At 52.6% G+C, this 25,768-nt stretch carries 21 protein-coding genes, 8 tRNA genes and 1 rRNA gene (1 of these 30 only partly in view); all 30 read right to left on the bottom strand.

Annotated elements, in window-relative coordinates; translation table 11 throughout:
• Positions 1-54: 54 nt before the first annotated feature.
• The gene (locus SNR34_RS00825; protein WP_486180945.1) at positions 55-1,014 is read right to left on the bottom strand and encodes a sugar phosphate isomerase/epimerase family protein; all 960 of its coding nucleotides are present in this window, start codon (positions 1,012-1,014) and stop codon (positions 55-57) included.
• Positions 1,015-1,059: 45 nt separating this feature from the next.
• Positions 1,060-1,932 carry a carbohydrate ABC transporter permease gene (locus tag SNR34_RS00820; protein ID WP_236420393.1) on the bottom strand — a complete coding sequence of 291 codons (873 nt, stop codon included), beginning with the start codon at positions 1,930-1,932 and terminating at the stop codon, positions 1,060-1,062.
• A gap of 63 nt (positions 1,933-1,995) precedes the next feature.
• The gene (locus tag SNR34_RS00815; protein WP_236420394.1) at positions 1,996-2,895 is read right to left on the bottom strand and encodes an ABC transporter permease; all 900 of its coding nucleotides are present in this window, start codon (positions 2,893-2,895) and stop codon (positions 1,996-1,998) included.
• A gap of 120 nt (positions 2,896-3,015) precedes the next feature.
• Positions 3,016-4,614, bottom strand: a complete 1,599-nt coding sequence (locus SNR34_RS00810) for an extracellular solute-binding protein (protein WP_236420395.1) — start codon at positions 4,612-4,614, stop codon at positions 3,016-3,018.
• Between the two features lie 504 nt (positions 4,615-5,118).
• Positions 5,119-7,389 carry a helix-turn-helix domain-containing protein gene (locus tag SNR34_RS00805; protein ID WP_486180944.1) on the bottom strand — a complete coding sequence of 757 codons (2,271 nt, stop codon included), beginning with the start codon at positions 7,387-7,389 and terminating at the stop codon, positions 5,119-5,121.
• 262 nt (positions 7,390-7,651) lie between these two features.
• Positions 7,652-8,599 (bottom strand): ribose-phosphate diphosphokinase, encoded by a 948-nt coding sequence (locus tag SNR34_RS00800; protein ID WP_236420397.1) that lies wholly within the window; start codon positions 8,597-8,599, stop codon positions 7,652-7,654.
• A gap of 79 nt (positions 8,600-8,678) precedes the next feature.
• Positions 8,679-9,503 carry a histidinol-phosphatase HisJ gene (hisJ, locus tag SNR34_RS00795; protein WP_486180943.1) on the bottom strand — a complete coding sequence of 275 codons (825 nt, stop codon included), beginning with the start codon at positions 9,501-9,503 and terminating at the stop codon, positions 8,679-8,681.
• Between the two features lie 13 nt (positions 9,504-9,516).
• A complete protein-coding gene (hisIE, locus tag SNR34_RS00790) occupies positions 9,517-10,224 on the bottom strand; it encodes a bifunctional phosphoribosyl-AMP cyclohydrolase/phosphoribosyl-ATP diphosphatase HisIE (protein WP_486180942.1) in 708 nt (235 codons plus the stop codon).
• A complete protein-coding gene (hisF, locus tag SNR34_RS00785; protein WP_236420400.1) occupies positions 10,217-10,978 on the bottom strand; it encodes an imidazole glycerol phosphate synthase subunit HisF in 762 nt (253 codons plus the stop codon). Before hisF ends, hisIE begins: the two co-directional genes overlap by 8 nt.
• Before the next feature lie 33 nt (positions 10,979-11,011).
• A complete protein-coding gene (gene hisA, locus SNR34_RS00780) occupies positions 11,012-11,743 on the bottom strand; it encodes a 1-(5-phosphoribosyl)-5-[(5-phosphoribosylamino)methylideneamino]imidazole-4-carboxamide isomerase (RefSeq protein ID WP_236420401.1) in 732 nt (243 codons plus the stop codon).
• Between the two features lie 158 nt (positions 11,744-11,901).
• Positions 11,902-12,534, bottom strand: a complete 633-nt coding sequence (hisH, locus tag SNR34_RS00775) for an imidazole glycerol phosphate synthase subunit HisH (protein WP_236420402.1) — start codon at positions 12,532-12,534, stop codon at positions 11,902-11,904.
• A gap of 3 nt (positions 12,535-12,537) precedes the next feature.
• Positions 12,538-13,161 carry an imidazoleglycerol-phosphate dehydratase HisB gene (gene hisB / locus SNR34_RS00770; protein WP_236420403.1) on the bottom strand — a complete coding sequence of 208 codons (624 nt, stop codon included), beginning with the start codon at positions 13,159-13,161 and terminating at the stop codon, positions 12,538-12,540.
• Positions 13,154-14,458, bottom strand: a complete 1,305-nt coding sequence (gene hisD / locus SNR34_RS00765) for a histidinol dehydrogenase (protein WP_486180941.1) — start codon at positions 14,456-14,458, stop codon at positions 13,154-13,156. The genes hisB and hisD overlap by 8 nt, the downstream gene beginning before the upstream one ends.
• A 29-nt stretch (positions 14,459-14,487) precedes the next feature.
• The gene (gene hisG, locus SNR34_RS00760) at positions 14,488-15,144 is read right to left on the bottom strand and encodes an ATP phosphoribosyltransferase (protein WP_236420405.1); all 657 of its coding nucleotides are present in this window, start codon (positions 15,142-15,144) and stop codon (positions 14,488-14,490) included.
• 1 nt (position 15,145) lies between these two features.
• Entirely contained in the window at positions 15,146-16,333 is a 1,188-nt protein-coding gene (locus SNR34_RS00755) for an ATP phosphoribosyltransferase regulatory subunit (RefSeq protein WP_236420406.1), read from the bottom strand.
• Between the two features lie 396 nt (positions 16,334-16,729).
• Positions 16,730-17,257 (bottom strand): acyltransferase, encoded by a 528-nt coding sequence (locus SNR34_RS00750; protein WP_236420407.1) that lies wholly within the window; start codon positions 17,255-17,257, stop codon positions 16,730-16,732.
• On the bottom strand, positions 17,254-17,910 hold the full coding sequence (gene ppaX / locus SNR34_RS00745) for a pyrophosphatase PpaX (protein ID WP_236420408.1): 657 nt from the start codon (positions 17,908-17,910) through the stop codon (positions 17,254-17,256). Before ppaX ends, SNR34_RS00750 begins: the two co-directional genes overlap by 4 nt.
• Before the next feature lie 7 nt (positions 17,911-17,917).
• Positions 17,918-18,958: a prolipoprotein diacylglyceryl transferase gene (gene lgt / locus SNR34_RS00740; protein ID WP_486180940.1), complete on the bottom strand. Its 1,041-nt coding sequence runs from the start codon at positions 18,956-18,958 to the stop codon at positions 17,918-17,920.
• 130 nt (positions 18,959-19,088) lie between these two features.
• Positions 19,089-20,027 (bottom strand): HPr(Ser) kinase/phosphatase, encoded by a 939-nt coding sequence (gene hprK, locus SNR34_RS00735; protein ID WP_236420410.1) that lies wholly within the window; start codon positions 20,025-20,027, stop codon positions 19,089-19,091.
• A gap of 280 nt (positions 20,028-20,307) precedes the next feature.
• Positions 20,308-21,432 carry an ABC transporter ATP-binding protein gene (locus SNR34_RS00730; RefSeq protein WP_236420411.1) on the bottom strand — a complete coding sequence of 375 codons (1,125 nt, stop codon included), beginning with the start codon at positions 21,430-21,432 and terminating at the stop codon, positions 20,308-20,310.
• A 103-nt stretch (positions 21,433-21,535) separates the two neighbouring features.
• Positions 21,536-22,405 (bottom strand): PucR family transcriptional regulator, encoded by an 870-nt coding sequence (locus SNR34_RS00725; RefSeq protein WP_486180939.1) that lies wholly within the window; start codon positions 22,403-22,405, stop codon positions 21,536-21,538.
• A gap of 537 nt (positions 22,406-22,942) precedes the next feature.
• Positions 22,943-23,015: transfer RNA gene (locus SNR34_RS00720), tRNA-Lys, on the bottom strand.
• Positions 23,016-23,021: 6 nt separating this feature from the next.
• Positions 23,022-23,107, bottom strand: a tRNA-Tyr gene (locus SNR34_RS00715).
• 13 nt (positions 23,108-23,120) lie between these two features.
• Positions 23,121-23,193: transfer RNA gene (locus SNR34_RS00710), tRNA-Phe, on the bottom strand.
• A gap of 21 nt (positions 23,194-23,214) precedes the next feature.
• Positions 23,215-23,292, bottom strand: a tRNA-Asp gene (locus SNR34_RS00705).
• A gap of 9 nt (positions 23,293-23,301) precedes the next feature.
• Positions 23,302-23,377 (bottom strand) — tRNA-Thr (locus SNR34_RS00700).
• Between the two features lie 5 nt (positions 23,378-23,382).
• A tRNA-Val gene (locus tag SNR34_RS00695) sits at positions 23,383-23,458 on the bottom strand.
• 9 nt (positions 23,459-23,467) lie between these two features.
• Positions 23,468-23,544 (bottom strand) — tRNA-Met (locus SNR34_RS00690).
• Positions 23,545-23,587: 43 nt separating this feature from the next.
• Positions 23,588-23,679: transfer RNA gene (locus SNR34_RS00685), tRNA-Ser, on the bottom strand.
• An 82-nt stretch (positions 23,680-23,761) separates the two neighbouring features.
• Positions 23,762-25,768: ribosomal RNA gene (locus tag SNR34_RS00680) — 23S ribosomal RNA — on the bottom strand; it runs 919 nt beyond the window's last position.

The following is a 25,768-nucleotide window of genomic DNA, read 5'->3' as shown; positions in this document are numbered from 1 at the left end:
ATTTATCGTTTTACCAAAGCTCTGCATTTACCCTTGGCCCGCATGCGCGATGTTTTATGAATACGCCGCTTCCGCCAATTTGGACATTAACAACGCGTGACTTTCATGGATTTCTTCGGGCTTACAGGCGGCTTTCAGCTCGTATACCTTGACCTGCGCCCGCCGGATCATCGGCAAGTATGCGTCGTAAAAGTTCATGTCCTTGCTGTGCACATACGGGCACCAGTGGTCGGAAAGGCCCAGCGTCTCGTGGATGTGGACTCCTACGATATCATCCATCAATCCATCCATCTCCCCTACGCTGTCATACAGGCCGAGGCGATCCATCATGATGGCATGGCCCGTATCGTACCAGATGCCGACAGGGGCGCCGCGGAGCGCCTGAATAATCGTTTTCGCTTCTGCAAGAGTGGGGATCTGCTGTGGCCTGGAACGGGTCTCGATGCCGAATCGAACCTTTATGCCCTTGGATATCGCCTTGTTGCAGACCTCATCGAGACTGGCGATAATCTTTTGCACGTAGCCGGCAGCAAGCGCCTCGCGCCGCTCCATCAATTCTTCCCATTTGCTTCGATAGGCCAGGGAATCTTTACCTTCATCGTGGTACAACCGTGACAGTTCTTTGCTGATGTCCGGCTCGAACGGCACTTCCCCCGGGTGTACCACGACGGCTTCCGCACCATAACGATGGGCATATTCGGCCGACCCGACGAGCAGCTCGATCGCCCTTTTCCTTTTTTCCTCATCCTCAAATCCGAGCAGCACGGAATCCGTGCCGTAATCGGGATCCGGTACGTGGGGGAACGTGTTATGCACGCTGGATATGCCGATCTCCCCACGTTCAATCATCGGCTCAATGGTTGCGAGCATATCTTTCGTCACATTATAGTTCAGCTCCACCCGGCGGAATCCCAGATCGGCGATTTCCTGCACCATATCGGCTCCGGACGTATGACGCTTGATATTCCAGCAGGTCGAGAACGAATACTCGCCCTTGTCCGTCCCGTTCATCATCAGCTTGCACTCCTTTCGAATACATGGATATCTCTTCTCGCCAACTTAGCCTTTAACGGCCCCAAGCATCGCACCGCTGACGAAGTACTTTTGCAGCCAAGGATAAACGAGCAGGATGGGCACCGTAGCGAAGATCACCGTAGCCGCCTTGAGGCTCTCCGGCGTCAGCGCCGTGCGGTTGGCCCCTTCCATTTGCGTCAGCTCGCTCACCATGTTGTTTTGCACCATCTGGAACAGCTTCAGTTGAAGCGGGTACAGCTGCGGGTCGTTGATATACATCAAGGAATCCTGGAATCCGTTCCAGCGTCCGACCGCATAGAAGAGAGCAAGGGTCGCCATCACCGGCATCGATAAAGGCAATACAATTTTCAACAACGTATGCAGATGCGAACTGCCGTCGATTTCGGCCGATTCTTCGAGCGACTCCGGAATGCTGTAGAAGAAAGAAATCATAATGATCAAGTTAAACGGGCTGACCAAGCCCGGGAGAATTAGCGACCATGCCGAGTTCAACAGGTGCAGATCGCGAATCAGCAGGTATTCGGGAATGATGCCGCCGCTGAAAAACATCGTGATAATGATGACGTACATGAACAGCTTGCGCCCCTTCAGTTTTTTCTTGGTGAGGGGATACGCAGCAGCAATCGTGAAGACCATGCACAGCACCGTAGTCACGATAGTCAGAATGATCGTGTACCCAAGCGAATAGAGCATCGAATGATCGGAGAACACTTTGACATAGGCATCCCAATTGAACTCTTTAGGGAAAATGGTTACTTCCCCGGACGTAATCGCGCGGTTGGAGCTAAGCGAGATTGCGATCGTGTGCAAGAACGGTGCCAGGCAGAACAGCACAAACAAAGCAACAAATGAGATATTAACGATATCGAAAATCCGGTTTGAGGTGCGTTCACTCATAGGCTCCACAACTCCTTTATACAGTTCTTCCAAACAGACATATGCGATATTGCCCGCCAGGGGCTATAGAATGCCGTCTCCGGTCACTTTTTTCGAAATGTAGTTGGAACCAAGCACGAACACAAGCCCGACCACGGCCTGAAATAAGCCAACGACGGTCGCAATGGTATATTGGCCCGATTCTAGACCAACCCGGTATACGAAGGTACTGAGAACATCCGAGTACTCGCGTACGGCCGTGTTCCCGATGATGTAGGGGCGGTCAAAGCCGATGCTGACCATTTTCCCCAAATTGAGGATGAGCAGCGTGACAATGGTGGTGCGGATTCCCGGCAGCGTAATGTGCCATATTTTTCTCAGACGCGAAGCGCCATCGACTTCGGCTGCCTCGAACAATTCTTTATTCACGCCGGTAAGCGCAGCCAGATAAAGAATCGTGCCCCAACCCGCGCTTTGCCACACGCCAGTGAAGAGATAAGTGACAAGCCATGGATTTTTTTCGGTCAGGAACGGAATGGTGTTCAGTCCCATGCTTTCCAGCACGCCGTTTACCATACCGGACTGATTGCCGAACAATTGGTACACGATCCCCCCGATAATGACCCAGGAGATGAAATGCGGAATATACAGAATCGTTTGCGATACTTTCTTGAACCATTTGAAGCGGATTTCATACAGCATGATGGCCAGAATAATCGGTGCCGGAAACGAGACAACCAGATCCAGAAAATTCAACATAAACGTGTTGCGAAGAGTCGTATAGAAATCCCTCATGGCAAAAACTTCGCGGAAGGCATCAAAACCGATCCATTCGCTGCCGTTAATGCCCTGGAACAGGTTGAAATCTTTGAAGGCGATTTGCACGCCGTACATCGGGCCATAACGGAAAATGAGGAAATAGAGCAAGGGCAGCGAAAGCAGTGCATACAATTGCCAATACCGTTTAAAGTATGATGTGGTCAAGTCGTTCTCCTCCTATCTACGGAGAAACTGCGTGCCGCCGGCAGCGGCGGCACACGTCTCTTTTTTAATAGCCACAGGCAAAGGCAACCTAAACCGTTCAGCGGTGCATTACACCACGCATTATTTGGCTGCAGTTCCCTGTAATGCCTCCTCAAGCTCCTTCTTCAAATCCGCGCCGCCCAAGGACATGTAATCATTCATTTCCTGCTCGTATACCGCTTCGAATTCAGATGGTTTGGCCATTGCCGTTTTGACGATAATGACGTTGAGCTTATCTTTCAGTGCGGTGCTGTATTTCATCTCGGCCTGAATCGGCTTGTCAAAGATGATCGGACCCACGGTATCGGTATTGGCGATGTCGATGGACTGTCTCAACAATCCCTGATTTCGTTCAGGGAAGCCCATGATCCATGCCTTTTCGTTGGTAGCCTGGTCGCCGATGTTTTTACCGTTCGAGATGATTGCCATGTCTCCCGCGTTGAACAGGCGATCCCTGGCTTCTTGAGAAGCGTCTTCTTTAACGACCGGAATTCCGTCAACCAGCTCATAGTTCTCGCCTTCAACGCCGCTGTAGATGTCTCTCAAGTTATTGTCGGACGCCATCCAATCCAAGTATTTGACGGCCTCTACGGCACGTTTGCTGCTCTTCGGAATCATGATGTACATCCCGTTCGTTCCGTACCGTGATTTGATATGCTTATTGTCCGCATTGGGGTTCGTATATACGTCTACCGGCAGCACTTTGCTATCAGGCACGTTCTTCTTCAAGTTGTCGATGGTACCGTCGGCATAAAACATCGCGTCGACGTCTTCGGACCAGTACCCCGTATTTCCGTTTTGGATATCTTTGGCCAACTGGGCCTTGTCCTCGTCCAAACTGAAATCCTTGCTAATCAGTCCCTCGTTGTACAGCTTGTTCAGGAACTGCATCGCATCCTTGAATCCGTCATGAAGCGGCAGCTCGTAACGCTGTCCGTAAGTCAGGTCTCCGCTCACCGGTTTAATGAAAGAATAGATTAACGTTTCGAATTGAGCCGGTGCCAGCGCCATGCCCATCGGAATGTTTTTGCTTCCGAGCTGTCCCGGATCTTTCTCTTTAAACGCTTTCAACGTGGTATAAAGCTCATCGGTTGTCTTCGGTACAGGCAAGCCCAGTTTATCCAGCCAGTCTTGACGGATGTAGGAACTGTAGCGGCCCGTAATGGCGCGTTTGCCCGGGATCGCGAATTGCTGGCCCTCCACCTGGCCGAACTTCAATGTATCTTCGCCGAGGAATTTTTTAAGATTCGGTCCATACTGGTCCAGCAGCTCGCCGACGTCAGTCAGACCGCCCTGCTGGGCATAACGGTAAAACACGCTGGAGTCATACACAAATACGATATCAGGAACATCGGTGTTGCTGGCCATCAGCACGTTGAGCTTCGTTACTTCTTCGGAACGTTGGATCGGCACGAATTGTACGTCAATGTTATTCGGATCCCCAAAACGTTCCTGCACCAGCTTTTGCAAGTAGTTGCTGGTAATCGTTTGCGGAGCAGGGCTGTTTCCGCGATCAAAAATCTCGACCTTTAATGTTACGCGATCGCCCGACGAGCCGTTATCTGCTGTGCCTTGTTCCGATGAAGACGAACAGCCTGCAAGCAGGGATACGGCCATAACCATCGTAAGCGCCATCCCAACCCATTTCTTTAGACTCCCCTTGGGTGCTCTTCCTGTCATTTGTGTCATCTCCTTTGACTTTGCGTGATTGATTGAAGCCTGCACCGAGTATTTCATATGGCATCGCACTTCAGCAATAAACCAGTTTCGGAAACGCTTACATACGGATTATGGTTTATGCCTGCTGCCTATTTTCGCAGATGTTCCCGTTTCATAACCATGACCGCTCTGACCGCACATACCGCTCTCTGCGTCCTACCGGATGTTATTCCCGTGGTTTGAACGAATAAACCATTTTCATGCACTGCCTATTTTCGTAAAGACACGAAATGAGAGCCATGATAACAAGGTACGCCCTCACACAATAAGCGGACAAAACCCATGTGACGCCTTGAAAGAGCGATTACGCCGGTAAACCAAAAAGGCGGTCCGGCAGGACGAATCTCCTGACGGAGAGCGCCTGCACGGATTCCGCCCCTCTGGTTCAATAATCATGATCCGAAATTAGCAGAGTTCCTTCGAGAATATGACGAAACAAAGTACGTCTGATTTCTCCGCAGCTTTTTAGTGATTCGCATCGGCTGCTGCCGGGGGCTCACGCTTTAAACGGCGATAGTCTCCCGGCGTAATGCCGACGATCCGTTTGAACACGCGCCCAAAGGAGATCGCATTGGCATATCCCACTTTCAGGGCGATATCCTGTTGCGACAGATCCGAATTCAGCAGAAGCCGCTCGGCCTCCTTCATGCGGAGCTCGGTGACAAAATCAACGAACTTCATGTTGAACTCGGTCTTGAACAAATAACTCGCATGTTTGCCGGAGATCTGGAAGCGCTCGCTCAAATGCTTCAGCGAAAGATCCGGATTGGCAAACTGCTCTTCGATGTAATTTTTCATTTCGTTGACCATGGCCCGGTAACTCTTCGTTTCGCTGGCGGAGACATACGTTCGGAATAAGTCGGTCAGATCATCAAGCAGTAGCGCTTTGACCTCTTCGAATGTTTCGGCCTCATCCATTCGTTTCAAACGTTCCCCGATCCGTTCTTCGGACAATTGCTCCTGCAGTTGCTCCGACATGACCGCTACTTCGCGGCTCAACATCTGCAGCATCGCCTGGATCAAGGAACGAATCTGGTCATCCTGCAGCTGGTTCTGCTCGAACGCCTCGAACATTTCCTCCAGTTGATCCCGCCACTGACTGCTCGACATGCGGAACCGTTTCACGAACTCGGAGATCATTTGCAAACAGGAATAGGTCACCAATAAACGCTGGGGCGTCTCGCCGCTTTCGGCGGCCAGTGCTACGTCTCCGTTCATCAGCAATTTGCGGTGCAGGACCGCTTCTGCCGCTGCATAAGAATGACGGATATGTTCCGCCCCTTCCGCAATGGGTCCAATGCCGAAGCTCAGCGGGATGCGCAAATTCTGCTCGACCCAATCCCGACACTCCTCGGCAACCGCTTTAATCTGCTCCGTCGTTTCTGCTTCGTTCCCCGTTGACAAGAACAGAATGGCGGCCCGGTCGGCGCCGATCCACTCTGTCCAGCATTGCAGCCCTTGATCGCGGGACAACTCCTGCAATACGTTCATTAACGCAAATCGAAGCGTGTTCTGCTCGCTTCGCGTGTATTTCTGTTGGAATACTTTTTCAAACCGGTTGATCTCCCCGACAACGACGGCAAACCGCGCCGAATTCGAATCATCGAAGCCCGATAGCGGGGAGAGCTCCTGCAGACGCTCCATAATGCCGTCCAGATTTTCGCCGTGCAGCAGGTCGTTGAAAAGCTTGCTGCGCTGCAGCAGCATATTTTCCCTGCTTTTTTTGTCGTAGTCCATCATGTGGTTAATCAGGTTCTCCAGAACGCCGTCGATCAGCTTCATCTCATCCGTGCGGGAGCCCGATTGTTCCATCGTTCGAATCTGATGGGCCTCGATCCGGTTCATGATGACCTGGATCGGTTTGTAGTTGCGACGCGTGATATAAACGATATAAATGATGGAGCACACGACGGTGACAAAGGCAATGCCCACCCACACATAGGAAATGACGGATACCCATCCAAAAAGATTGCCTGCCTTAATGCCGCTGGTGAATGTCCATCCCAGCCTTTCCAGCGTCAGGGTGTTCAGTTTTCTTCCGTTCGCCACGCCCTCGTGGTCTGAATGCGCGTCGTATACGACCTGACCGTTATGGTCAAGGATCGTCATAAACGATAGTTGTCCGTTCACCATGCTATCAATGCTCTGTTCGATGCTGCTCATCTTTACGTTGATGACAAGCACGCCTTCCGAGCCGAACGGCAGAGGCATCTCCTTGTTGACGGTCAGTACGCGAACCGGCGTCCGCTGGACCAACCCGGCATTGTATTCCCTGACAGGCTGCCAGCCCGGTCCTACAGCCCCTGAGGCGATCTCGTCAATCCAGGCTTTGTCGGAAAAACCCTCAACCTCTTTGGACCCGCTAACTGTTAAAACGCTTTCATTAATCTTGTCATATAAGTAGATGGATTGAATGTTGGAAGACGAATTGGTCAATTCCCGCAAATTCTGCGCAATGGCATACACCGCATCTCGGCTGACCTGGCCTTGGTTGTTGAAATAGAGTTTATATGCAGGGTTAGCTTCCACCGAGTTTAAGACGGATAACTCAATATCCCGAATAATCCGGTCCACGTTGTCCACAAGATAGCTGGACGATATCCGGTCCGCCTTCCGGGTCTCCTCCCTGGAAATGTCGTTTACAAATACAAAGGCAATAAAGATGATGATCGTCACGGTAAGCAGAAAAATGGGAAAATACGAAAACAGTAAGCGATAATACCATGTACGTGACAATGGAACCCACTCCTCATTTCTCGCTGCCACTTCGCCCGGCTGCGGTTCTGCTGTATTCGAAAGATCTGGTGCAACACCACAAAAATGGGTAACCAGCAGGTGATTCCGTACCAATTTTCTGTATTATAACACATCGCATAGAGAGACAAAGCAGAGATTCTGGCGGATGTGATCCGGATACCTTAACCACGCATGACAAAAAACCGTGCAGAGCGGCGACCGCCCCGACACGGAGATTGAAAACAAGGCGCTGCCGCCTTCACTAAATTCCGGAATCCCTGAACAGCGTCGCCATCGAGCCGCCATCGACGATGATGCGTATCGCTCTGGCCAGCATAGGTGCGACCGGTAGTACGGTGACGCAATTCGGATGCGATTCCGGCAGAGCAATCGAGTCCGTAACGACCACTTCGGCGATCGAAGGGTGATCCAGCTTGCTTAATGCGCCGTCGGAAAAAAGACCGTGCGTTGCGCACACGTACACATTTTTCGATCCGCGTTCCTTCAATCCTTCAACCACGTTCAGAATCGTCGTGCCCGTGTCGATCAAATCTTCAATGATGATCGGCGTCCGGCCTTCCACATCCCCGATGACATGCGTAATCACCGATTCGTTATGGCTTGGACGCTTTTTGATCATGATCGCGAACGGGGAATCCAGGCGATTCGCCAGCTTCTCGGCCATGGAGGCCCGGCCGGCATCCGGCGATACGACGACCGGATTCTCGATCCCTTTGCTGAGCAAATAATCGCTGATCAAATCAAGGGAAGTCATGTGATCGACCGGAATGTTAAAGAAGCCTTGAATGGCCGCGGCATGCAGGTCAATGGTAACCACGCGGCTTGCTCCGGCCGTGGTCAGCACATCGGCGACCATCTTGGCGGAGATCGGTTCGCGCGGGGCAGACTTGCGTTCCTGCCGGGCATATCCATAATAAGGAACGATGATGTTGATTGTACGGGCAGAAGCCCGCTTGGCTGCATCGATCATGACGAGCAGCTCCACAAACAGTTCATTGATCGGATGAGACAACGACTGCACAAGAAACACATCGCAATTGCGAATGGTTTCCTCGTAGTGAACGTAGATTTCCCCGCTCTTGAACCGAGACAGCTTGATTTTGCCCAGCTCAACGCCCAGCTTGTCGCATACCTCTTCCGCCAGCTTCGGGTTCGAAGAACCGGAAAAAATACGTAATGATTGTTGCATAATGCCCCTCCCGAGCGTTAACGCCCCTTAATTGTCCTTTGATGCATCAGGACTTTCAAGCTTATTATACTCCAGTGCCCTATACATTTAAAGGAACGAAAGAACGGCGCCGGCCTTCGAACACGGCAACCTCCGTACAACCAAGTTCTGCGAGCAGGGCTTCGGCATGCTCCAGATTCTCGCCAAGCTTCTTCGGATCGTGAGAATCCGATCCAAGCGTCAGCGGAATGCCCAGCCGGAGGGCTTCCTCCAGCATGCGCCGGCTTGGAAACATCTCGGCGCAGGGTTTGGTTAAGCCGGATGCGTTCAGCTCCATTGCGCAGCCGCTGCGGGCAATAGCTTGAAGCGCTGCATTTTCCAGCGCAATGCGTTCTCCGGTCTGCTCCTCCGACGGTACATATCCGAAACGTTTGATCACGTCCGTATGTCCCATGATGTCATACATGCCGGTAGCTGCGGCTTTGCCGACGGCATCATAATATTGACGGTATACCTCCAGCACGTCGCGTCCTTCCCAGCCATGCGTCTGCCTGAAGTCGGTGATGTCCCATTCGCCGAGAAAATGGACCGAACCGATCACATAATCCCATGGATATCGTTCGATGATGGCGCGGATTTCATTTTCCCAGCCTTCAATGTAGTCGCCTTCAAGCCCGACACGAACTTCGATTTGTCCGCGGTACCGCTCCTTCAAGGAGAAGCATTCCTCCACATAACGCGGGAGTTCGTCCATCGGCATGGCCATCTCCGGATAATACTGAGCCGGGTCGACGTGCAGCAGCGGCATATGATCAGACAACCCGATGTGGGAAAAGCCCATCTCTACCGCACGCTGTACATACTCTTCCAGCTTGCCGACGGCATGACCGCAGCGTTCATGGTGCGTATGATAATCGATCCGCATAAGTGGCTGCCCCCTAATCGCGGCGTGGCCGCTCATGGCGACGGCTCAATTCGGACATGATGTCGCCCAGCGGCAGCTTTCGCTCCTGCAGCAAGACGAGCAAGTGGTACAGCAGGTCGCTAACCTCTAGGCGGAGCTCTTCATTATCCTTATTTTTGGCGGCGATGATCGTCTCGGACGCTTCCTCGCCGATTTTTTTCAAAATTTTATCGACGCCCTTATCGAAGAGATATGTGGTGTACGCTCCTTCCGGACGCTCGCGTTCACGTTCCGCAATGACCGACTCCAGCTCGGCGAGCACATCAAACCGTCCCGAGGCCGGGGAAGCTGCCGCGTTTTCGCCGTCAGTTTGCTGCGGCAAACCCACGATTTCGTTGTGGAAGCACGTTACCTCGCCGGTATGGCAAGCAGGACCATCCGGTTTGACCGCTACCAGCAGCGTATCTCCGTCACAATCGTATTTGATCGAAGTAATCTTTTGCACGTTTCCGGACGTTGCGCCTTTATGCCACAACTCTTGTCGGGAACGCGACCAGAACCAGGTCTCTCCCGATTCGAGCGACAATTTCAGCGATTCTCGATTCATGTATGCCATCATCAACACTTCGTTGGTTGTTGCATCCTGCACGATGGCGGGCACTAGCCCGTCCTGCCAACGGATATGCTCGACCACTTGCTCCAGGGACAACTGTTCCCTGATTTCTCTGCTTACGTTACTCACGGATTTCCACCCCTTGTTCTTTCAAATGTTTCTTCAACTCCGGCACAGCGATTTCCTTGTAATGGAAAATCGTAGCCGCAAGGCCCGCATCGGCTTTGCCTGCCGTGAACACGTCATAGAAGTCGGACTCCTTGCCTGCGCCGCCGGAAGCGATGACCGGAATCCGTACCGATTCGGATACCGCGGCCGTCAGTTTCAGGTCAAACCCGTCCTTGGTTCCGTCCGCGTCCATACTGGTCAACAGGATTTCTCCGGCGCCCAGCGCTTCGGCCTGTTTCACCCACTCCAGCGCCTTGATTCCGGATGGCTTGCGTCCGCCGTGGGTGTACACTTCCCATTCTCCCCATGCTTCGTTATACTTGGCATCCACCGCCACCACGATGCATTGGGAGCCAAAACGCCGTGCTCCGTCCGCAATCAATTGCGGGTTCAGCACGGCAGCCGTATTCACCGCGATTTTGTCTGCGCCTGCGCGCAAAATGCGTTTCATGTCATCCACCTTCGAGATGCCTCCGCCTACCGTAAACGGAATAGCGATCTCTCCCGCCGTCTGCCGCACGACCTCTTCCATCGTTTCGCGGCCTTCCACGGAAGCGGAGATATCGAGAAACACGAGTTCGTCCGCGCCTTCGCGGTCGTACAGCGCCGCCAGTTCCACCGGATCTCCCGCATCGCGGAGATTGACGAAATTAACGCCTTTGACAACCCGGCCGTCCTTGACGTCCAGACACGGAATGATTCTTTTTGCCAGCATGCTCCTCTTCCTCTCTCCCCAATGATTGATGCGCTACTTGATCGTACGAATGGCCTCGGACAGGTCGATGCTGCCCGTATACAGCGCTTTGCCCACGATCGCTCCACCAACGCCGTCTTGCGTGTATTTGCTCAGTTTGACGAGATCATCCATCACGCTCACGCCGCCGGAAGCGATAACCGTGCGGCCGCTCGCCTTGGCCAGAGATACGATCGCATCCACATTAGGCCCCTGCATCATACCATCGCGCGATATATCGGTGAAAATGAACGTCTCTGCGCCGAAGGCTGCCAGTTCCTTGGCAAGCACTTCTGCCTGAACTTCCGATGTTTCCAACCAGCCGCGTGTTGCCACATAACCGTTGCGGGCATCGATACCGATAGCCACCTTGTCGCCATAACGCCCCAGCACTTCTTCGGTAAATGCACGATCCTCGATCGCCGCCGTTCCGATGATTACCCGGCTCACACCTAGTCCTAGCAAACGTTCCACGTCAGCCACTGTCCGCAGGCCACCGCCCACTTGAACGGGCACCTGCACCGCTGAAGCGATGCGCCCGATCAAAGCGTCGTTGACCGGATGACCGGCCTTGGCGCCGTCCAGATCGACGAGATGCACAAACGTGCCGCCCTGCTTCTCCCAAGAAAGAGCGACTTGCACCGGATCATCGTTATATACCGTTTCCTGGTTGTAATCTCCTTGTACCAATCGTACGCATTTGCCGTCCCGGATATCAATCGCCGGATATATGATAAAAGATGACATACAAGGCCTCCCGAATCTAAGTTTGAAATTGAAATGCAATGAAATGAATGTTCTGATCCCGTCCGAACCCGCTGAACCCGCGATTTACTGCTCCGGCCGTTCCCCTCAGCGCCCGCACCATGGCAGCGATAACGCCGTACCTTGTGGTTCTCCTGCTATTAACGAGAGATAACGTTCGGCCCACCCGTAAGCGCGAGGAAATTGCGCAGCAATTGCATGCCGAGTTCGCCGCTCTTCTCGGGATGGAACTGCATACCGAAGTTCGAGCCTCTGCCGACGATGGCCGTAACCGGATGTCCGTAATCCGTCACTGCAAGCAGGTCGCTTGCCACTTCAGGCTGGGCATAATAGGAATGGACGAAATAAACATGCCCTTCCTCCAGCCCCGTAAACAGCGGGTTTTCAGGCTGGCGAAACTCCAGACGGTTCCAACCCATATGCGGCACCTTCAACTCACCCGGGGCAAACCGAACAACTTTACCTGGCAGTATATCCAGTCCTTCATGTTCGCCATGCTCCTCGCTGGAACTGAACAGCAGCTGCATGCCCAAACAAATGCCCAGCAGCGGCTTCGGGCCGGCTGCAGCCTCTTTCACGACGGCATCCAGATTGTTTTCACGGAGATGCACCATCGCATCGCCAAACGCGCCTACGCCCGGCAAAATCACTCCGTCAGCACCCAGGATCGCCTCACGATCCCCGGTGATCAACGCTTCGTAGCCAAGGCGCTCGACCGCTTTGCCGACGCTGTGCAGGTTCCCCATACCGTAATCGACAATCGCAATCGCCATCGCCTACAGCACTCCCTTCGTGGAAGGAACGCCCGTTACGCGTGGATCGATGGAAGTCGCCTCATCCAACGCACGGCCGAGCGCCTTGAACACTGCCTCGATCATGTGGTGCGTATTCTGTCCATAGTGAACGATGACGTGCAGCGTAATGCGCGCTTCGAGCGCCAGCTTCCACAGGAATTCATGCACCAGCTCCGTGGAGAAGCTGCCCACCTGCTGGGACGGGTATTGTGCGCGATATTCGAAGTGAGGACGGTTGCTCACGTCGATGACGACTTGAGCGAGCGCCTCGTCCATAGGAATGAACACGTTCGCGTACCGCTTGATGCCGCGTTTGTCGCCAAGCGCTTCGCGCAGCGTCTGTCCGAGGCAAATGCCGATGTCTTCGACCGTGTGATGGTCGTCAATCTCGATATCCCCGCGAGCCTGAACGTCCAGGTCGAACTGTCCGTGCTTGGTGAACAGGTCCAACATATGGTTCAGAAAAGGTACGTCTGTTTCGATGTTCGCCTTCCCGGTTCCGTCTACTGCAAACGCAAGCTGAATGTTTGTTTCATTCGTTTTGCGGTCCACTTGAGCGCGGCGAACCGCGCTTGCGTTTTCTACCCCTTGGTTTGGATTACTCATGATCCGATTCCGCCTTTCCTTCCTGTTCTAGACGCACGGCAATCGCGCGCGCGTGTCCTTCCAGCCCTTCGTGCCGGGCCAATTCTATGATTGCAGCGCCGTTTTGGAGCAGCGCCTCCTTGCTGTAATAGATCAGACTTGATTTCTTGATAAAATCGTCCACGTCGACCGGCGAACTGAACCTTGCCGTGCCGTTCGTCGGAATGATATGGTTCGGGCCGGCAAAATAATCGCCTACCGGCTCGGAGCTGTACGGCCCGAGGAACATCGCGCCGGCATTTTCGATCCGGCCGGCAACGGCCATCGGCTCCTGCACCATGATCTCCAGATGCTCCGGCGCGAGCCGGTTCACCACGTCGATGCCTTCATCGAGCGAATCGACCACGATGATCGCGCCGTACTGCTCCACCGAAGCAGCAGCGATCGCTTGCCTTGGCAGCGCCTCAAGCTGGCGCTGCACCTCGGCCCGCACGGCTTCCGCCAGCGGGGCCGACGTGGTGACGAGAATGGCCGACGCCATCTCGTCATGCTCCGCCTGCGAGAGCAGGTCGGCGGCGACGTACACCGGGTTCGCGGTGTCGTCGGCCAGGACCGCAATCTCGCTCGGCCCGGCGATGCTGTCGATGTCGACCGCGCCGTACACTTCACGCTTCGCGAGCGCCACGTAGATGTTGCCCGGTCCACAGATCTTGTCGACCGGGGCGATGCTCTCCGTGCCGTAAGCGAGCGCGGCGATCGCCTGCGCGCCGCCTACCCGGTACATCTCGTTAACGCCTGCTTCCGCAGCGGCAACGAGAATGTACGGGTCGATGCCCTCGCCGCCGTTCGTGGCCGGCGGCGTCACCAACACGATTTCCGGCACCCCGGCCACCTGTGCCGGAATCACGTTCATCAGCACCGAGGACGGATACGCTGCTTTACCACCAGGGACATATACGCCCACCCGTTTCAACGGGCGTAACACCTGGCCCAGCAGACTGCCGTCCGGCTGCCAGTCCATCCAGGAATTGCGTTTCTGCTTCTCATGAAACGCGCGAATGTTGGCAGCGGCCTGCCGGATCGCTTCCACGAAAGAAGGCTCGACGGCTGCGTAAGCGGCCCGCAATTCCTCCTGCGGCACCCGCAGGTCCGCAGCCGTCAGCCTGGTGCGGTCAAGCTGCTCGGTGTACCGCAGCAGCGCCGCATCGCCCTCCCGGCGAATGTCGCCGACGATTCGCCGTACCGTTTCGTTTTGTTCCGGGGTGCCGTAGTCCACTTCCCGTTTCAGATTGAATTCACGCGCAGATACCACTTTCATGCCCGTAACCTCCTTCTCTCGATTCCTGATTACTGCGATAATTCAGCCGGTGCTTCGGAAGAAGCCGGGATGACCTTCTGCAGTGCATCGCACAGTGCTTGGATGCGTCCGTTTTTCATGCGGTAGCTTACCCGGTTGGCGATTAATCGGCTGGTGATATCGAGGATGCCGTTCATTTCGACCAGCCCGTTCTCGCGCAGCGTTTGCCCGGTTTCCACCAAATCGACGATGCGGTCCGCAAGTCCGATCAGCGGCGCCAGCTCAATGGACCCGTTCAGCTTGATGACCTCGACCTGCTGACCCTGTTCCAGGAAGTACCGGGAAGCAATTCGCGGATACTTCGTCGCTACCCGCTGCTGGATGCCGGGGGTCCAATCGGGAAGACCGATAACCGACATGCGGCACCGTGCAATGCCCAGATTAAGCAGTTCGTACACGTCCCGGTTTTCCTCCAGCAATACGTCTTTGCCGACGATGCCGATGTCCGCTACCCCGTACTCTACGTATGTCGGCACGTCCACCGGTTTTGCCATGATGAATTCCATGCCCGCTTCCGGCACTTCAATGACAAGCTTGCGGGTATCGTCCACATCCACTGGAATATCCAGTCCGGCTTCGCGGAACAGTTTGGAAGCTTTTTTGTAGATTCGGCCCTTCGGCATCGCAACCTTCAATATATCCGACATCTCAACGCGCTCCTTTCCCGGATGGATATGTGATGACTTGCTCGTATTGAGCGTGTTCCGCTTCGTTTGTTCCCGTCTTTCCAGACTCGATCAAACGGGTAACGACATTTTGGCCGAATCCCCGGAGCCTTCCAGCTTCCGCCAACGCCTGTGCCCGGTGCTCGGTGCCGTATTCGATCAGCACCGCTTTCTTCTCATCCACTGCGATGCCGTGCACGCCATCAATGATCCGGTTCGTTTTCAGCGCAAACCCCGTCGCCGGAAGCGAGCGTCCGAACTGCTGCAGTAAATTGTCGTAACGTCCGCCGCTGCATACCGGCGAGCCCAACTCCGCAGCATAACCTTCGAACGTCATGCCTGTATAATAGGAGAAATCGCCAATCATCGTCAGGTCGATCAGGACATGCTCAGAGACGCCGTACGCCTCCAATACTTCAAATACCGCACACAAGTGGGCAATCGACTGTGCCGCCTCATTGCTGCGGCTTAACCCTGCCGCGTGATCGCACACTTCCTTGCCCCCGCGTAGACGAAGAATGGCCTCCAGCTGCTCCTGCAGCTCCGGTGCAAGCTTCAATGCACGAATGGATTCGCGATAGCCGACGTAATCCCGCCCGAGCAAATACTCCTTCAATTCCTCCTGCTGCTGCGTCTGTCCCGGGATGACCTCTTCCAACAAGCCGTTCAGGAAACCCATATGACCCATCGCGATCTTGAAGGACGTTACGCCGGCAGCCTGCAGCGAAGCAATGGCAAGCGCAACGACTTCCGCATCGGCTTCCGGCGAATCGTCGCCGACCAGCTCGACGCCTGTCTGAAAGAACTCGGCCTCTCTTCCGGCTTCTTCCTCGATGGAACGAAATACGTTCGCATGATAGGAAAGCCGCAGCGGCAATGGCTCATCCTTCAGCAAAGAAGAAACAACACGCGCAATCGGTGCCGTGAGGTCTGATCTCAACACCAGCGTCGTTCCCCGGCTGCTTAACAGCTTGAACAGCTTGCGGTCCGATGTGGAGCTGGCCACTCCTACCGTGTCGTAAAATTCGATCGTTGGCGTGATGATCTGGCGATACCCCCAGCGCTCCATGCATTCCAGCACGCTCCGTTCAATGGTTTTCAGCTTACTTACCACGCGTGGCGTATAGTCGCGAAAACCGATCGGTTTTTCAAAGCCTTTTGGTTTGGACATTGTTACGATTCACCCCGTGTCGATAATTTGAGATTGGTCCGCGTACCGCTTTCCAACAGGATTTGTTTATGTAAATCCCCGTTCGGTCTAACTCATTTCATTCTTCATGGCTCGGTATAGACGCCACATTCTCGATGTATTTTCATTAAGTTACTTTCGTATGGTAAAGTGCTAACAAACTAAAGAATATGGCATATGATAACATGAATCCGGCTTAACCGTCAATAAGGCGAACGTTGGTCCAGCCATCGAATCATGCTGCATTCAATATAAACAAAAACGTCGGTATGCTCTCCTATCTAACGTTCCGCACACATTCCTGGTTATATGAAAAAAAGCTGCCTAAGCAGCTTGTTCCCTTCAACGTTTATAACCGTTCTTGCAGGTTTCATTGGTTTATATTCGCTGGTCCGGCATCGCAGCAGGTTCGTCCTGAGCCACCGTGGACCGGGTCAGTTCGCGCAGCGGGTTCCCCCCTACAAATGCCCCTGGCGCCACATCCTTGTGAACGACCGAGCCTGCGGCCACAACCGCCCCGTCGCCGATCGTCACACCAGGCAAAATGGTTGAATTTGCGCCAATCAACACATTTTCACCGATGATCACTTCACCCAGCCTGTACTCTTTGATGAGATACTCATGAGCCAAAATGGTGGTGTTATAACCGATGACCGAATTTTCGCCCACTGTAATCTTCTCCGGAAAAAATACGTCCACCATGACCATCAGCCCAAAGGCCGTATGTTCCCCTACCTTCATGCCCAGCATGCGACGATAGATCCAGTTCTTGACCGGAAGGATCGGACAGTAGCGTGACAACTGGACCCAGATGAAATTGCGCACACCCTTCCAAGGACTTACAGTCCGATAAATGTGCCACAACGCATTGTGTCCCTCAATGGGGTAGCGGGTCACCTTTCTCATGAACGTTCCGACTTGATACCGACCAGATCGAGCAGATCTCTCATGTCATGCAGCATATAATCAGGGCCGTACTGGTTTAACACGGCCTCGCCCTTGAGAGACCACGCAACCCCCGCCGCGAGCGCTCCTGCATTTTTAGCGGATTGAATATCAACCGGACTGTCGCCAATCATCAGCGTTTTGGCCGGATCAGCGCCCAGCTCTTTTATCGCTTTTAATACCGGTTCGGCATGTGGTTTGGGATGGGTTACATCCGTTACCGTGACGATCGATTTCATGTACTTGGTAAGATCGAACCGTTCCAAGGTTTTGAGGGTCGATGGACGAATCTTCGTCGTTACGACGCCCATTACGATGCCTGCCTGGTGCAAGGCTTCCACAACCTCATTCACATAAGGAAAAGGATTGACCATTGCCTCATGATGAATATCATTGTATGCCCGGTAGCCTTTTATATATTCAGCCACGTCTTCTTGACCCGAAAACGTCCGGAACTGCTGCTCCAGCGTGCCGCCCATATGGGGGATAATCTGTTCCCGCGTCCAGGGGGCAGAGTTCTCCCACCCCTCCATGACGTGAAGGAACGAATTGATAATCAAATCATTCGTATCGATAATCGTACCGTCAAGATCAAACAATACCGTTTCAATCATGCTTGCATTACTCCTTTTTGTCATCGGCAGATTCGCGTTCCTCTTCGGCTTCATGGTTCGTTGCCGCCGAGTCCAGCTTGCGTGCCGTTCCGGCACTGTGCGGGAGCTCATCCGAAGGTTCGGTTACCGCCTTGGTCGACACAATCGGGTCGCTGTAACGTACTTCAGCTTTGCCAGTCACCCTTCTTACGATGATGAACGCCGCCGCAGCGATAATAATGGCGATCGCCAACAGCTGCGAAATTCTAACATTGCCATAAGCAGGATCCAGGTATCCTTGTTCGAAACCAAACGCCGTCATCGGTGACCATAGTCCATTCACCAGGGAAGCAAGCCACTGTGGCGCCTGGAAGCCCAGACTGTCCGTACGCAGCGCCTCGATGAAGAATCGCCCGATCGAATACCAAATGAAATACGACATAAACAGCTCGCCCGCACGCAAAAACTTTTGTCTGCGCAGGATCAGCAGCAGAATCAGGCCAACCAGGCTCCACATGGATTCGTACAGGAATGCGGGATGATGAAATACCCCTTCCACATTCATCTGATTGACGATAAAGTCCGGCAAATGCAGCTTATCTCGCAAAAAAGATTCTTCCACAGGCCCGCCATACGCCTCTTGGTTGACGAAGTTCCCCCAGCGGCCGATCATTTGGCCCACAATCAACCCGGGTGCGCAAATATCTGCCATGCGCCAGAAATTGTATCCTTTGCGGCGGAAGAAAATGACCGCGCAAATAATTGCGCCAATCAGTGCACCATAGATGGCAATACCGCCATTCCATATCTTGAAGACATCCCAGAAGTTGTCCTTATAGTCTTCCCATTTGAACGCGACATAATAGATACGTGCGCCGATAATGGCGGACGGTACGCCCAGCAGGATCATGTCCATGAACACTTCCTGAGGAATGCCGAACCGCTTGCCCTCCCGAATCGCGAGCAGCAAGCCTACCAATGCCGCCGTGCCGAGGATCAGGCCATACCAGTGAACCTTCAATGCACCAATGGAGAAGGCGATTGGGTTCAACAGCAGATACATGTCCATTGCTTCACACTCCCATAAATTGCTTCACACTTTTTCGTACCAACCAGCTTCTCATGCATGCAGAAACAGAGCATTGAATCGCTCTGTCAGTTCTGCACGCTATCCACTTCTTGAAGACATCCCAGATGGCCTAGTCCATATCTTCCATATCTTCCGAAATCGTTGCTGTCAGTTTATTCGTAAACTGCAGTGCCGCATTGAGTCCCATCTGTTTGAGACGATAATTCATCGCAGCCACCTCAATGATGACGGCCAAGTTTCGTCCAGGGCGTACCGGAATCGTTACGAGCGGTACGTCCGTATCAATGATCCGGGTAGTCTCCTCATCCAAACCAAGACGATCGTATTGTTTGTCTTGCTGCCATGCTTCAAGGCGGACGACGAGCGTAATTCGTTTGTTGTTACGCACGGCACCGGCACCAAACAAGGTCATCACGTTAATGATGCCCACCCCGCGAATCTCTAGAAGATGACGGATTAATTCAGGAGCGGTCCCGTGCAGTTGGAAGTCGGAAGTCTGACGGATTTCTACTGCATCGTCCGCAATCAAACGGTGTCCACGCTTCACGAGCTCCAATGCCGTTTCACTTTTGCCGATACCGCTGCTTCCCGTAATCAGCATGCCGACGCCATAAACGTCGCAGAGCACGCCATGTATCGTAGCGGTTGGCGCCAGCTTCCGTTCCAGGAAACCGGTAATGCGGCTGGAAAGAATCGTCGTTGCCATATTGCTGCGCAGCACCGCCAAATTTTGCTCTTCGCTGATCTCGATCAGTTCCGTCGGCACTTCAAGTCCACGCGTAACGACAATGCATGGCGTCTCCTCCGTGCAAAGTTTCTGCATCCGGTCACGGCGTTCATCTTCCGGCAGCATTGCAAAAAAGGCCAGCTCTGTTCTTCCTAACAGCTGAACCCGTTCTTGTGGGTGGTATTCAAAATAGCCGGCCATCTCCAGGCCTGGACGGTTCAAATCGTCTACGGTAATGAAGCGCTTAAGTCCTTGAGATCCAGAGACGACCTCAAGCTGAAACTGCTGCACCAATTCAGATACCTTCACTTTTTTCGCCATTTGTCTCTTCCTTTCAGCATTGGCTGCTTATCTATGTATATCTGGTCATATTTGTCCTTCGAATTCAAACGGGGAATCCCCTGATCAATTAAGAATGGTTACACCGAAAATGAAGGCGCAAGCTTTCTATAAATCTTAAATGAATTCGGGACCGAATGCAATCTGAACCATGGACTCCTGATGTAAAAAGCCCCTTCCAGCAACAACGGAAGGGGCTCGAAATTCATTATATAATTACGTATCAAACACAGGATCCGACCATACGGGGAACCCCGGGATATTAGTCTTGAAGGAGAACGTTCGCTTCAGTCTCTTTATCAAAGATATGAACTTTGTTCATGTCGATCGCCATTTTAACGGTGGAACCTTCACGCGTGTTGGAACGTCCGTCTACGCGAGCAATCGTAGTGTCGCTACCTACACCGCTCAAGTAGAGGAGCATTTCGTGACCAAGGTTCTCGGTTACGTCTACATGCGTAGAGAACACGGAGTTCGGGGAAGCTTCCAAGAATACCGGCTCTTCGTGGATGTCTTCAGGACGAACGCCCAGAATGACTTCCTTGTTAGCGTATCCTCTGGATTTCAGCAATTGCGCTTTCCCTTGTGGAATTTCAACGTCCACGCCAGGAGCTACGAAATGCAGGTTGGACCCTTGCTCCGCAATTTTACCCGAGATAAAGTTCATTGTAGGAGAACCGATGAAACCGGCCACGAACAGGTTCGCTGGGTGGTTGTACAGTTCTTCCGGAGAAGCCGCTTGTTGAATGATACCGTCTTTCATAACAACGATCCGGTCACCCATCGTCATCGCTTCGATCTGGTCATGCGTTACGTAGATAACAGTCGTTTCCAGACGTTTCGCGAGCTTGGTGATTTCCGCACGCATCTGACCGCGCAATTTCGCGTCCAAGTTGGAGAGCGGCTCATCCATCAAGAATACTTGCGGGTCACGGACGATCGCACGACCGAGTGCGACACGCTGACGTTGACCACCGGACAACGCTTTTGGTTTACGATCCAGCAAATGCTCGATATCGAGGATTTTGGCTGCTTCGCGAACGCGTTTGTCGATTTCATCTTTTTTCACTTTACGCAATTTCAAACCAAATGCCATGTTTTGATACACGCTCATATGCGGGTACAAGGCGTAGGATTGGAAAACCATCGCGATATCGCGATCTTTAGGAGCAACATCGTTCACGACGCGGTCACCGATATAGAGTTTACCTTCAGAAATTTCCTCAAGGCCTGCGATCATGCGCAACGTTGTGGATTTACCACAACCGGACGGACCAACCAGCACCAGAAATTCTTTATCTTTAATGTCCAGGTTAACGTCAATAACTGTCGCTTTGTCAGCACCAGGGTATTTTTTGAAAATATGCTCTAAACGTACACCAGCCATGATTATTGCCTCCTTAGAGATCGTTTTGTAATCGAATACATTTTGTAAATTCAGTGTAACCTACGGAAGGGATGTTTGACTATTCGCAAACTGCACAAAAATATCACGGCTTTTTCGTCACTTTGTACATCAGCAGTAAAAGTCGGACCAGCACCGCGTTTTCAAAGCTCCTTACATCGTATCCGATCTCATGTTTGATCTTGTCCAGACGGTAAACCAGCGTATTGCGATGAATAAACATCCTTTTTGCGGTCTCGCTTACATTGCAATCCAGACTGAAAAACGTCTCCAATGTGCCCATCGTCTCACTGTCGCTGAAGAGCGATGTGTTCTTGCCGATCTCTTCTATAAAGCGCAGCCGTTCCGGTTCGGATATGCTCGCGACCAATCGTTCAAGATGCAAATTCCATGGTAAATGTATGTGCTCAGTGACATGAAACGATCTGCCCAGCTTTACACTCTCCCGAAGTGTAGAGGTTACAGATATCAATTGCTGGTAAGGAACACAAGGCAAGGCTGCCGACAAATGGAATCCACCTGCCCATTCACTGGCAATCAGCTCATACAATCCAAGACAAAACGCATTCAAGAGCTCTTTCCTTGCCTCAGTGGTATCGTCATCAGCCTCTGCCGTAACGGTCTGAACCGAACCAAAAAATACCCACTCCTGTTCTCCTAAGGGAATCAGAACGATGTCCTCACCAAAATAGCTCTCGAGCAGCTTGTTCAGTTCGCTTGAATGAACGCGCCGGTCATCCGGCGTCTCGCCCTGTAACAGGAAAGGAATCTTTTCTTGTTCCAGATGCTCGCCCAGCCCTGCAGCCAGAAAACGTTCTGGGATACTGTACCCTTCGTTTGACAGATTCATTTGCTCCCGCAGCCAGGTGCCCAACTCAATCAAAAGCTGCGCCTGGCCGTTCCCCTCGCCTACAGTTTGTTCATGAAGAGCTTCATCTGAATGGCTGCTAATCAACAGCTCTATTAATCTGCGCGATTCTATCGTCAGATGATCGGAAGAACACCCCCAGCAAATTACATGTTCACGATCAGCACTTCGGCCAATTTTAAAATATATTTGTTGATCTATGGTTAGGCTTCCTGCACGGTCTGCTGACCGTTCTACACCCAGCATGACTGTACTATTATTTGCTCTATCATTTGAGCTGAGAAGGAGATTCTCGTATTGACTCCACTCATCCAAAGTAAATTGAAATGTGTTCATTGAAGTGTCTAAAATTTCCTCGATCCGCTGCTTAAGATCCGAAACATGCTTCATCTTATGAACGCCACCACTCTGCTTTATTTTCTGATATAAAAACCGCAATATAAAACACACAATCTTATAATTGTCTAACCCTTTATAGGGATCACGCCTATGGCTCTTTAGATAGCCGTTTACATTTATCTTATCATATCTTAAACGTTCTCGCCTTCGTGGTCGCAGCAACACGCTGATATGCAAAAAAAAGAGCGACTAATCAATTTAATGATTAATCACTCTTTTGTGAGATGAGCCATGAAGGACTCGAACCTTCGACACCCTGATTAAAAGTCAGGTGCTCTACCAACTGAGCTAATGGCTCAAAAACTGGTGGAGGCTGATGGATTCGAACCACCGAACCCGTAAGGGAGCAGATTTACAGTCTGATGCGTTTGGCCACTTCGCTAAGCCTCCACGTTTTGAAAGGTGGCTCGGGACGGAATCGAACCGCCGACACGAGGATTTTCAGTCCTCTGCTCTACCGACTGAGCTACCGAGCCATATTTAATTGTAAGGATTAATGGCGGAACCGACGGGATTCGAACCCGCGATCTCCTGCGTGACAGGCAGGCATGTTAGGCCAACTACACCACGGTTCCAGACATTAATGGTGCCGGCGAGAGGACTTGAACCCCCAACCTACTGATTACAAGTCAGTTGCTCTACCAATTGAGCTACACCGGCGTATATGGTGGAGGCTGAGGGGATCGAACCCCCGACCCTCTGCTTGTAAGGCAGATGCTCTCCCAGCTGAGCTAAGCCTCCTGGGTAATATGGTAGCGGCGGAGGGGATCGAACCCCCGACCTCACGGGTATGAACCGTACGCTCTAGCCAGCTGAGCTACGCCGCCATATTAAGTATCGTATTATAAGCTTGTCCATCCAGTTGAAAGATGGCGGAGAGAGAGGGATTCGAACCCTCGCACCGCTTACGCAGTCTAACCCCTTAGCAGAGGGTCCCCTTATAGCCACTTGGGTATCTCTCCAAAGCTAATTAACGATCGTTCAGAGATTGCTCTCTGAAAACTGGATTCGAAACGAAACTTGCGATCTTAGAACCTGCATTTCTTGGATAAGCCCTCGACCGATTAGTACTGGTCAGCTCCATGCATTGCTGCACTTCCACCCCCAGCCTATCTACCTCGTCGTCTTCAAGGGGTCTTACATACTGGGAAATCTCATCTTGAGGGGGGCTTCACGCTTAGATGCTTTCAGCGCTTATCCCGTCCGTACATAGCTACCCAGCGGTGCTCCTGGCGGAACAACTGGTACACCAGCGGTACGTCCATCCCGGTCCTCTCGTACTAAGGACAGCTCCTCTCAAATTTCCTACGCCCACGACAGATAGGGACCGAACTGTCTCACGACGTTCTGAACCCAGCTCGCGTACCGCTTTAATGGGCGAACAGCCCAACCCTTGGGACCTACTTCAGCCCCAGGATGCGATGAGCCGACATCGAGGTGCCAAACCTCCCCGTCGATGTGGACTCTTGGGGGAGATAAGCCTGTTATCCCCAGGGTAGCTTTTATCCGTTGAGCGATGGCCCTTCCATGCGGTACCACCGGATCACTAAGCCCGACTTTCGTCCCTGCTCGACTTGTAGGTCTCGCAGTCAAGCTCCCTTATGCCTTTGCACTCTTCGAATGATTTCCAACCATTCTGAGGGAACCTTTGGGCGCCTCCGTTACTCTTTAGGAGGCGACCGCCCCAGTCAAACTGCCCACCTGACACTGTCCCCGTACCCGATTAGGGCACCAGGTTAGAACCTAGATACGATCAGGGTGGTATCCCAACGGTGCCTCCACACAAGCTGGCGCTCATGCTTCTCAGGCTCCCACCTATCCTGTACAGATCGTACCCAAATTCAATATCAAGCTGCAGTAAAGCTCCATGGGGTCTTTCCGTCTTGTCGCGGGTAACCTGCATCTTCACAGGTATTAAAATTTCACCGGATCTCTCGTTGAGACAGCGCCCAAGTCGTTACGCCATTCGTGCGGGTCAGAATTTACCTGACAAGGAATTTCGCTACCTTAGGACCGTTATAGTTACGGCCGCCGTTTACTGGGGCTTCGGTTCACAGCTTCGGGATTGCTCCCTAACCGCTCCCCTTAACCTTCCAGCACCGGGCAGGCGTCAGCCCGTATACTTCGCCTTACGGCTTCGCACAGACCTGTGTTTTTGCTAAACAGTCGCTTGGGCCTTTTCACTGCGGCCCCCTCGTGCTATTCACACTACCGGGGCACCCCTTCTCCCGAAGTTACGGGGTCATTTTGCCGAGTTCCTTAACGAGAGTTCTTCCGCGCGCCTTAGAATTCTCTTCTCGCCTACCTGTGTCGGTTTGCGGTACGGGCACCTTCATCTGGCTAGAGGCTTTTCTTGGCAGTGTGAGATCATGACCTTCGCTACTGTAATTTTCACTCCCCATCACAGCTCAGCCTTGCGGTTAGCGGATTTGCCTACTAACCAGCCTCACTGCTTGGACAGGCATCCATCAGCCTGCGTCACTACCCTACTGCGTCCCCCCATCGCTCGTAACGATTTACGGTGGTACAGGAATTTCGACCTGTTGTCCTTCGACTACGCCTTTCGGCCTCGCCTTAGGTCCCGACTTACCCTGAGCGGACGAGCCTTCCTCAGGAACCCTTAGGCTTTCGGCGGATCAGATTCTCACTGATCTTTTCGTTACTCATACCGGCATTCTCACTTGTATAATGTCCAGCGCTCCTTACGGTACACCTTCAACCCTTATACAACGCTCCCCTACCCCTGATCATAAGATCAAGCCATAGCTTCGGTGGTGTGTTTAGCCCCGTTACATTTTCGGCGCAGAGTCACTCGACCAGTGAGCTATTACGCACTCTTTCAATGATGGCTGCTTCTAAGCCAACATCCTGGTTGTCTGTGCAACTCCACATCCTTTCCCACTTAACACACACTTGGGGACCTTAGCTGATGGTCTGGGCTGTTTCCCTTTTGACAATGGATCTTAGCACTCACTGTCTGACTCCCGGAAGTAAGTCTATGGCATTCGGAGTTTGACTGAGCTTGGTAACCCTTGCGGGCCCCGCACCCAA

This window comes from Paenibacillus sp. XP01, assembly GCF_057364885.1.
Note: the sequence above shows the minus strand (reverse complement) of the source record. Positions and strands in the feature narration are given on the sequence as shown.

Excerpts from the sequence above, each read along its gene's own strand:
- hprK (WP_236420410.1), bottom strand. The coding sequence starts at position 20,027 with ATGGCGAAAAAAGTGAAGGTATCTGAATTGGTGCAGCAGTTTCAGCTT.
- hisF (WP_236420400.1), bottom strand. The coding sequence starts at position 10,978 with ATGCTGGCAAAAAGAATCATTCCGTGTCTGGACGTCAAGGACGGCCGG.
- SNR34_RS00750 (WP_236420407.1), bottom strand. The coding sequence starts at position 17,257 with ATGAGAAAGGTGACCCGCTACCCCATTGAGGGACACAATGCGTTGTGG.
- hisB (WP_236420403.1), bottom strand. The coding sequence starts at position 13,161 with ATGAGTAATCCAAACCAAGGGGTAGAAAACGCAAGCGCGGTTCGCCGC.
- ppaX (WP_236420408.1), bottom strand. The coding sequence starts at position 17,910 with ATGATTGAAACGGTATTGTTTGATCTTGACGGTACGATTATCGATACG.
- SNR34_RS00755 (WP_236420406.1), bottom strand. The coding sequence starts at position 16,333 with ATGTCCAAACCAAAAGGCTTTGAAAAACCGATCGGTTTTCGCGACTAT.
- hisG (WP_236420405.1), bottom strand. The coding sequence starts at position 15,144 with ATGTCGGATATATTGAAGGTTGCGATGCCGAAGGGCCGAATCTACAAA.
- hisA (WP_236420401.1), bottom strand. The coding sequence starts at position 11,743 with ATGTCATCTTTTATCATATATCCGGCGATTGATATCCGGGACGGCAAA.
- SNR34_RS00810 (WP_236420395.1), bottom strand. The coding sequence starts at position 4,614 with ATGACAGGAAGAGCACCCAAGGGGAGTCTAAAGAAATGGGTTGGGATG.
- SNR34_RS00800 (WP_236420397.1), bottom strand. The coding sequence starts at position 8,599 with ATGCAACAATCATTACGTATTTTTTCCGGTTCTTCGAACCCGAAGCTG.
- hisJ (WP_486180943.1), bottom strand. The coding sequence starts at position 9,503 with ATGCGGATCGATTATCATACGCACCATGAACGCTGCGGTCATGCCGTC.
- hisD (WP_486180941.1), bottom strand. The coding sequence starts at position 14,458 with ATGAAAGTGGTATCTGCGCGTGAATTCAATCTGAAACGGGAAGTGGAC.
- SNR34_RS00825 (WP_486180945.1), bottom strand. The coding sequence starts at position 1,014 with ATGATGAACGGGACGGACAAGGGCGAGTATTCGTTCTCGACCTGCTGG.
- lgt (WP_486180940.1), bottom strand. The coding sequence starts at position 18,958 with ATGGACATGTATCTGCTGTTGAACCCAATCGCCTTCTCCATTGGTGCA.
- SNR34_RS00730 (WP_236420411.1), bottom strand. The coding sequence starts at position 21,432 with ATGGCTGGTGTACGTTTAGAGCATATTTTCAAAAAATACCCTGGTGCT.
- SNR34_RS00820 (WP_236420393.1), bottom strand. The coding sequence starts at position 1,932 with ATGAGTGAACGCACCTCAAACCGGATTTTCGATATCGTTAATATCTCA.
- hisH (WP_236420402.1), bottom strand. The coding sequence starts at position 12,534 with ATGGCGATTGCGATTGTCGATTACGGTATGGGGAACCTGCACAGCGTC.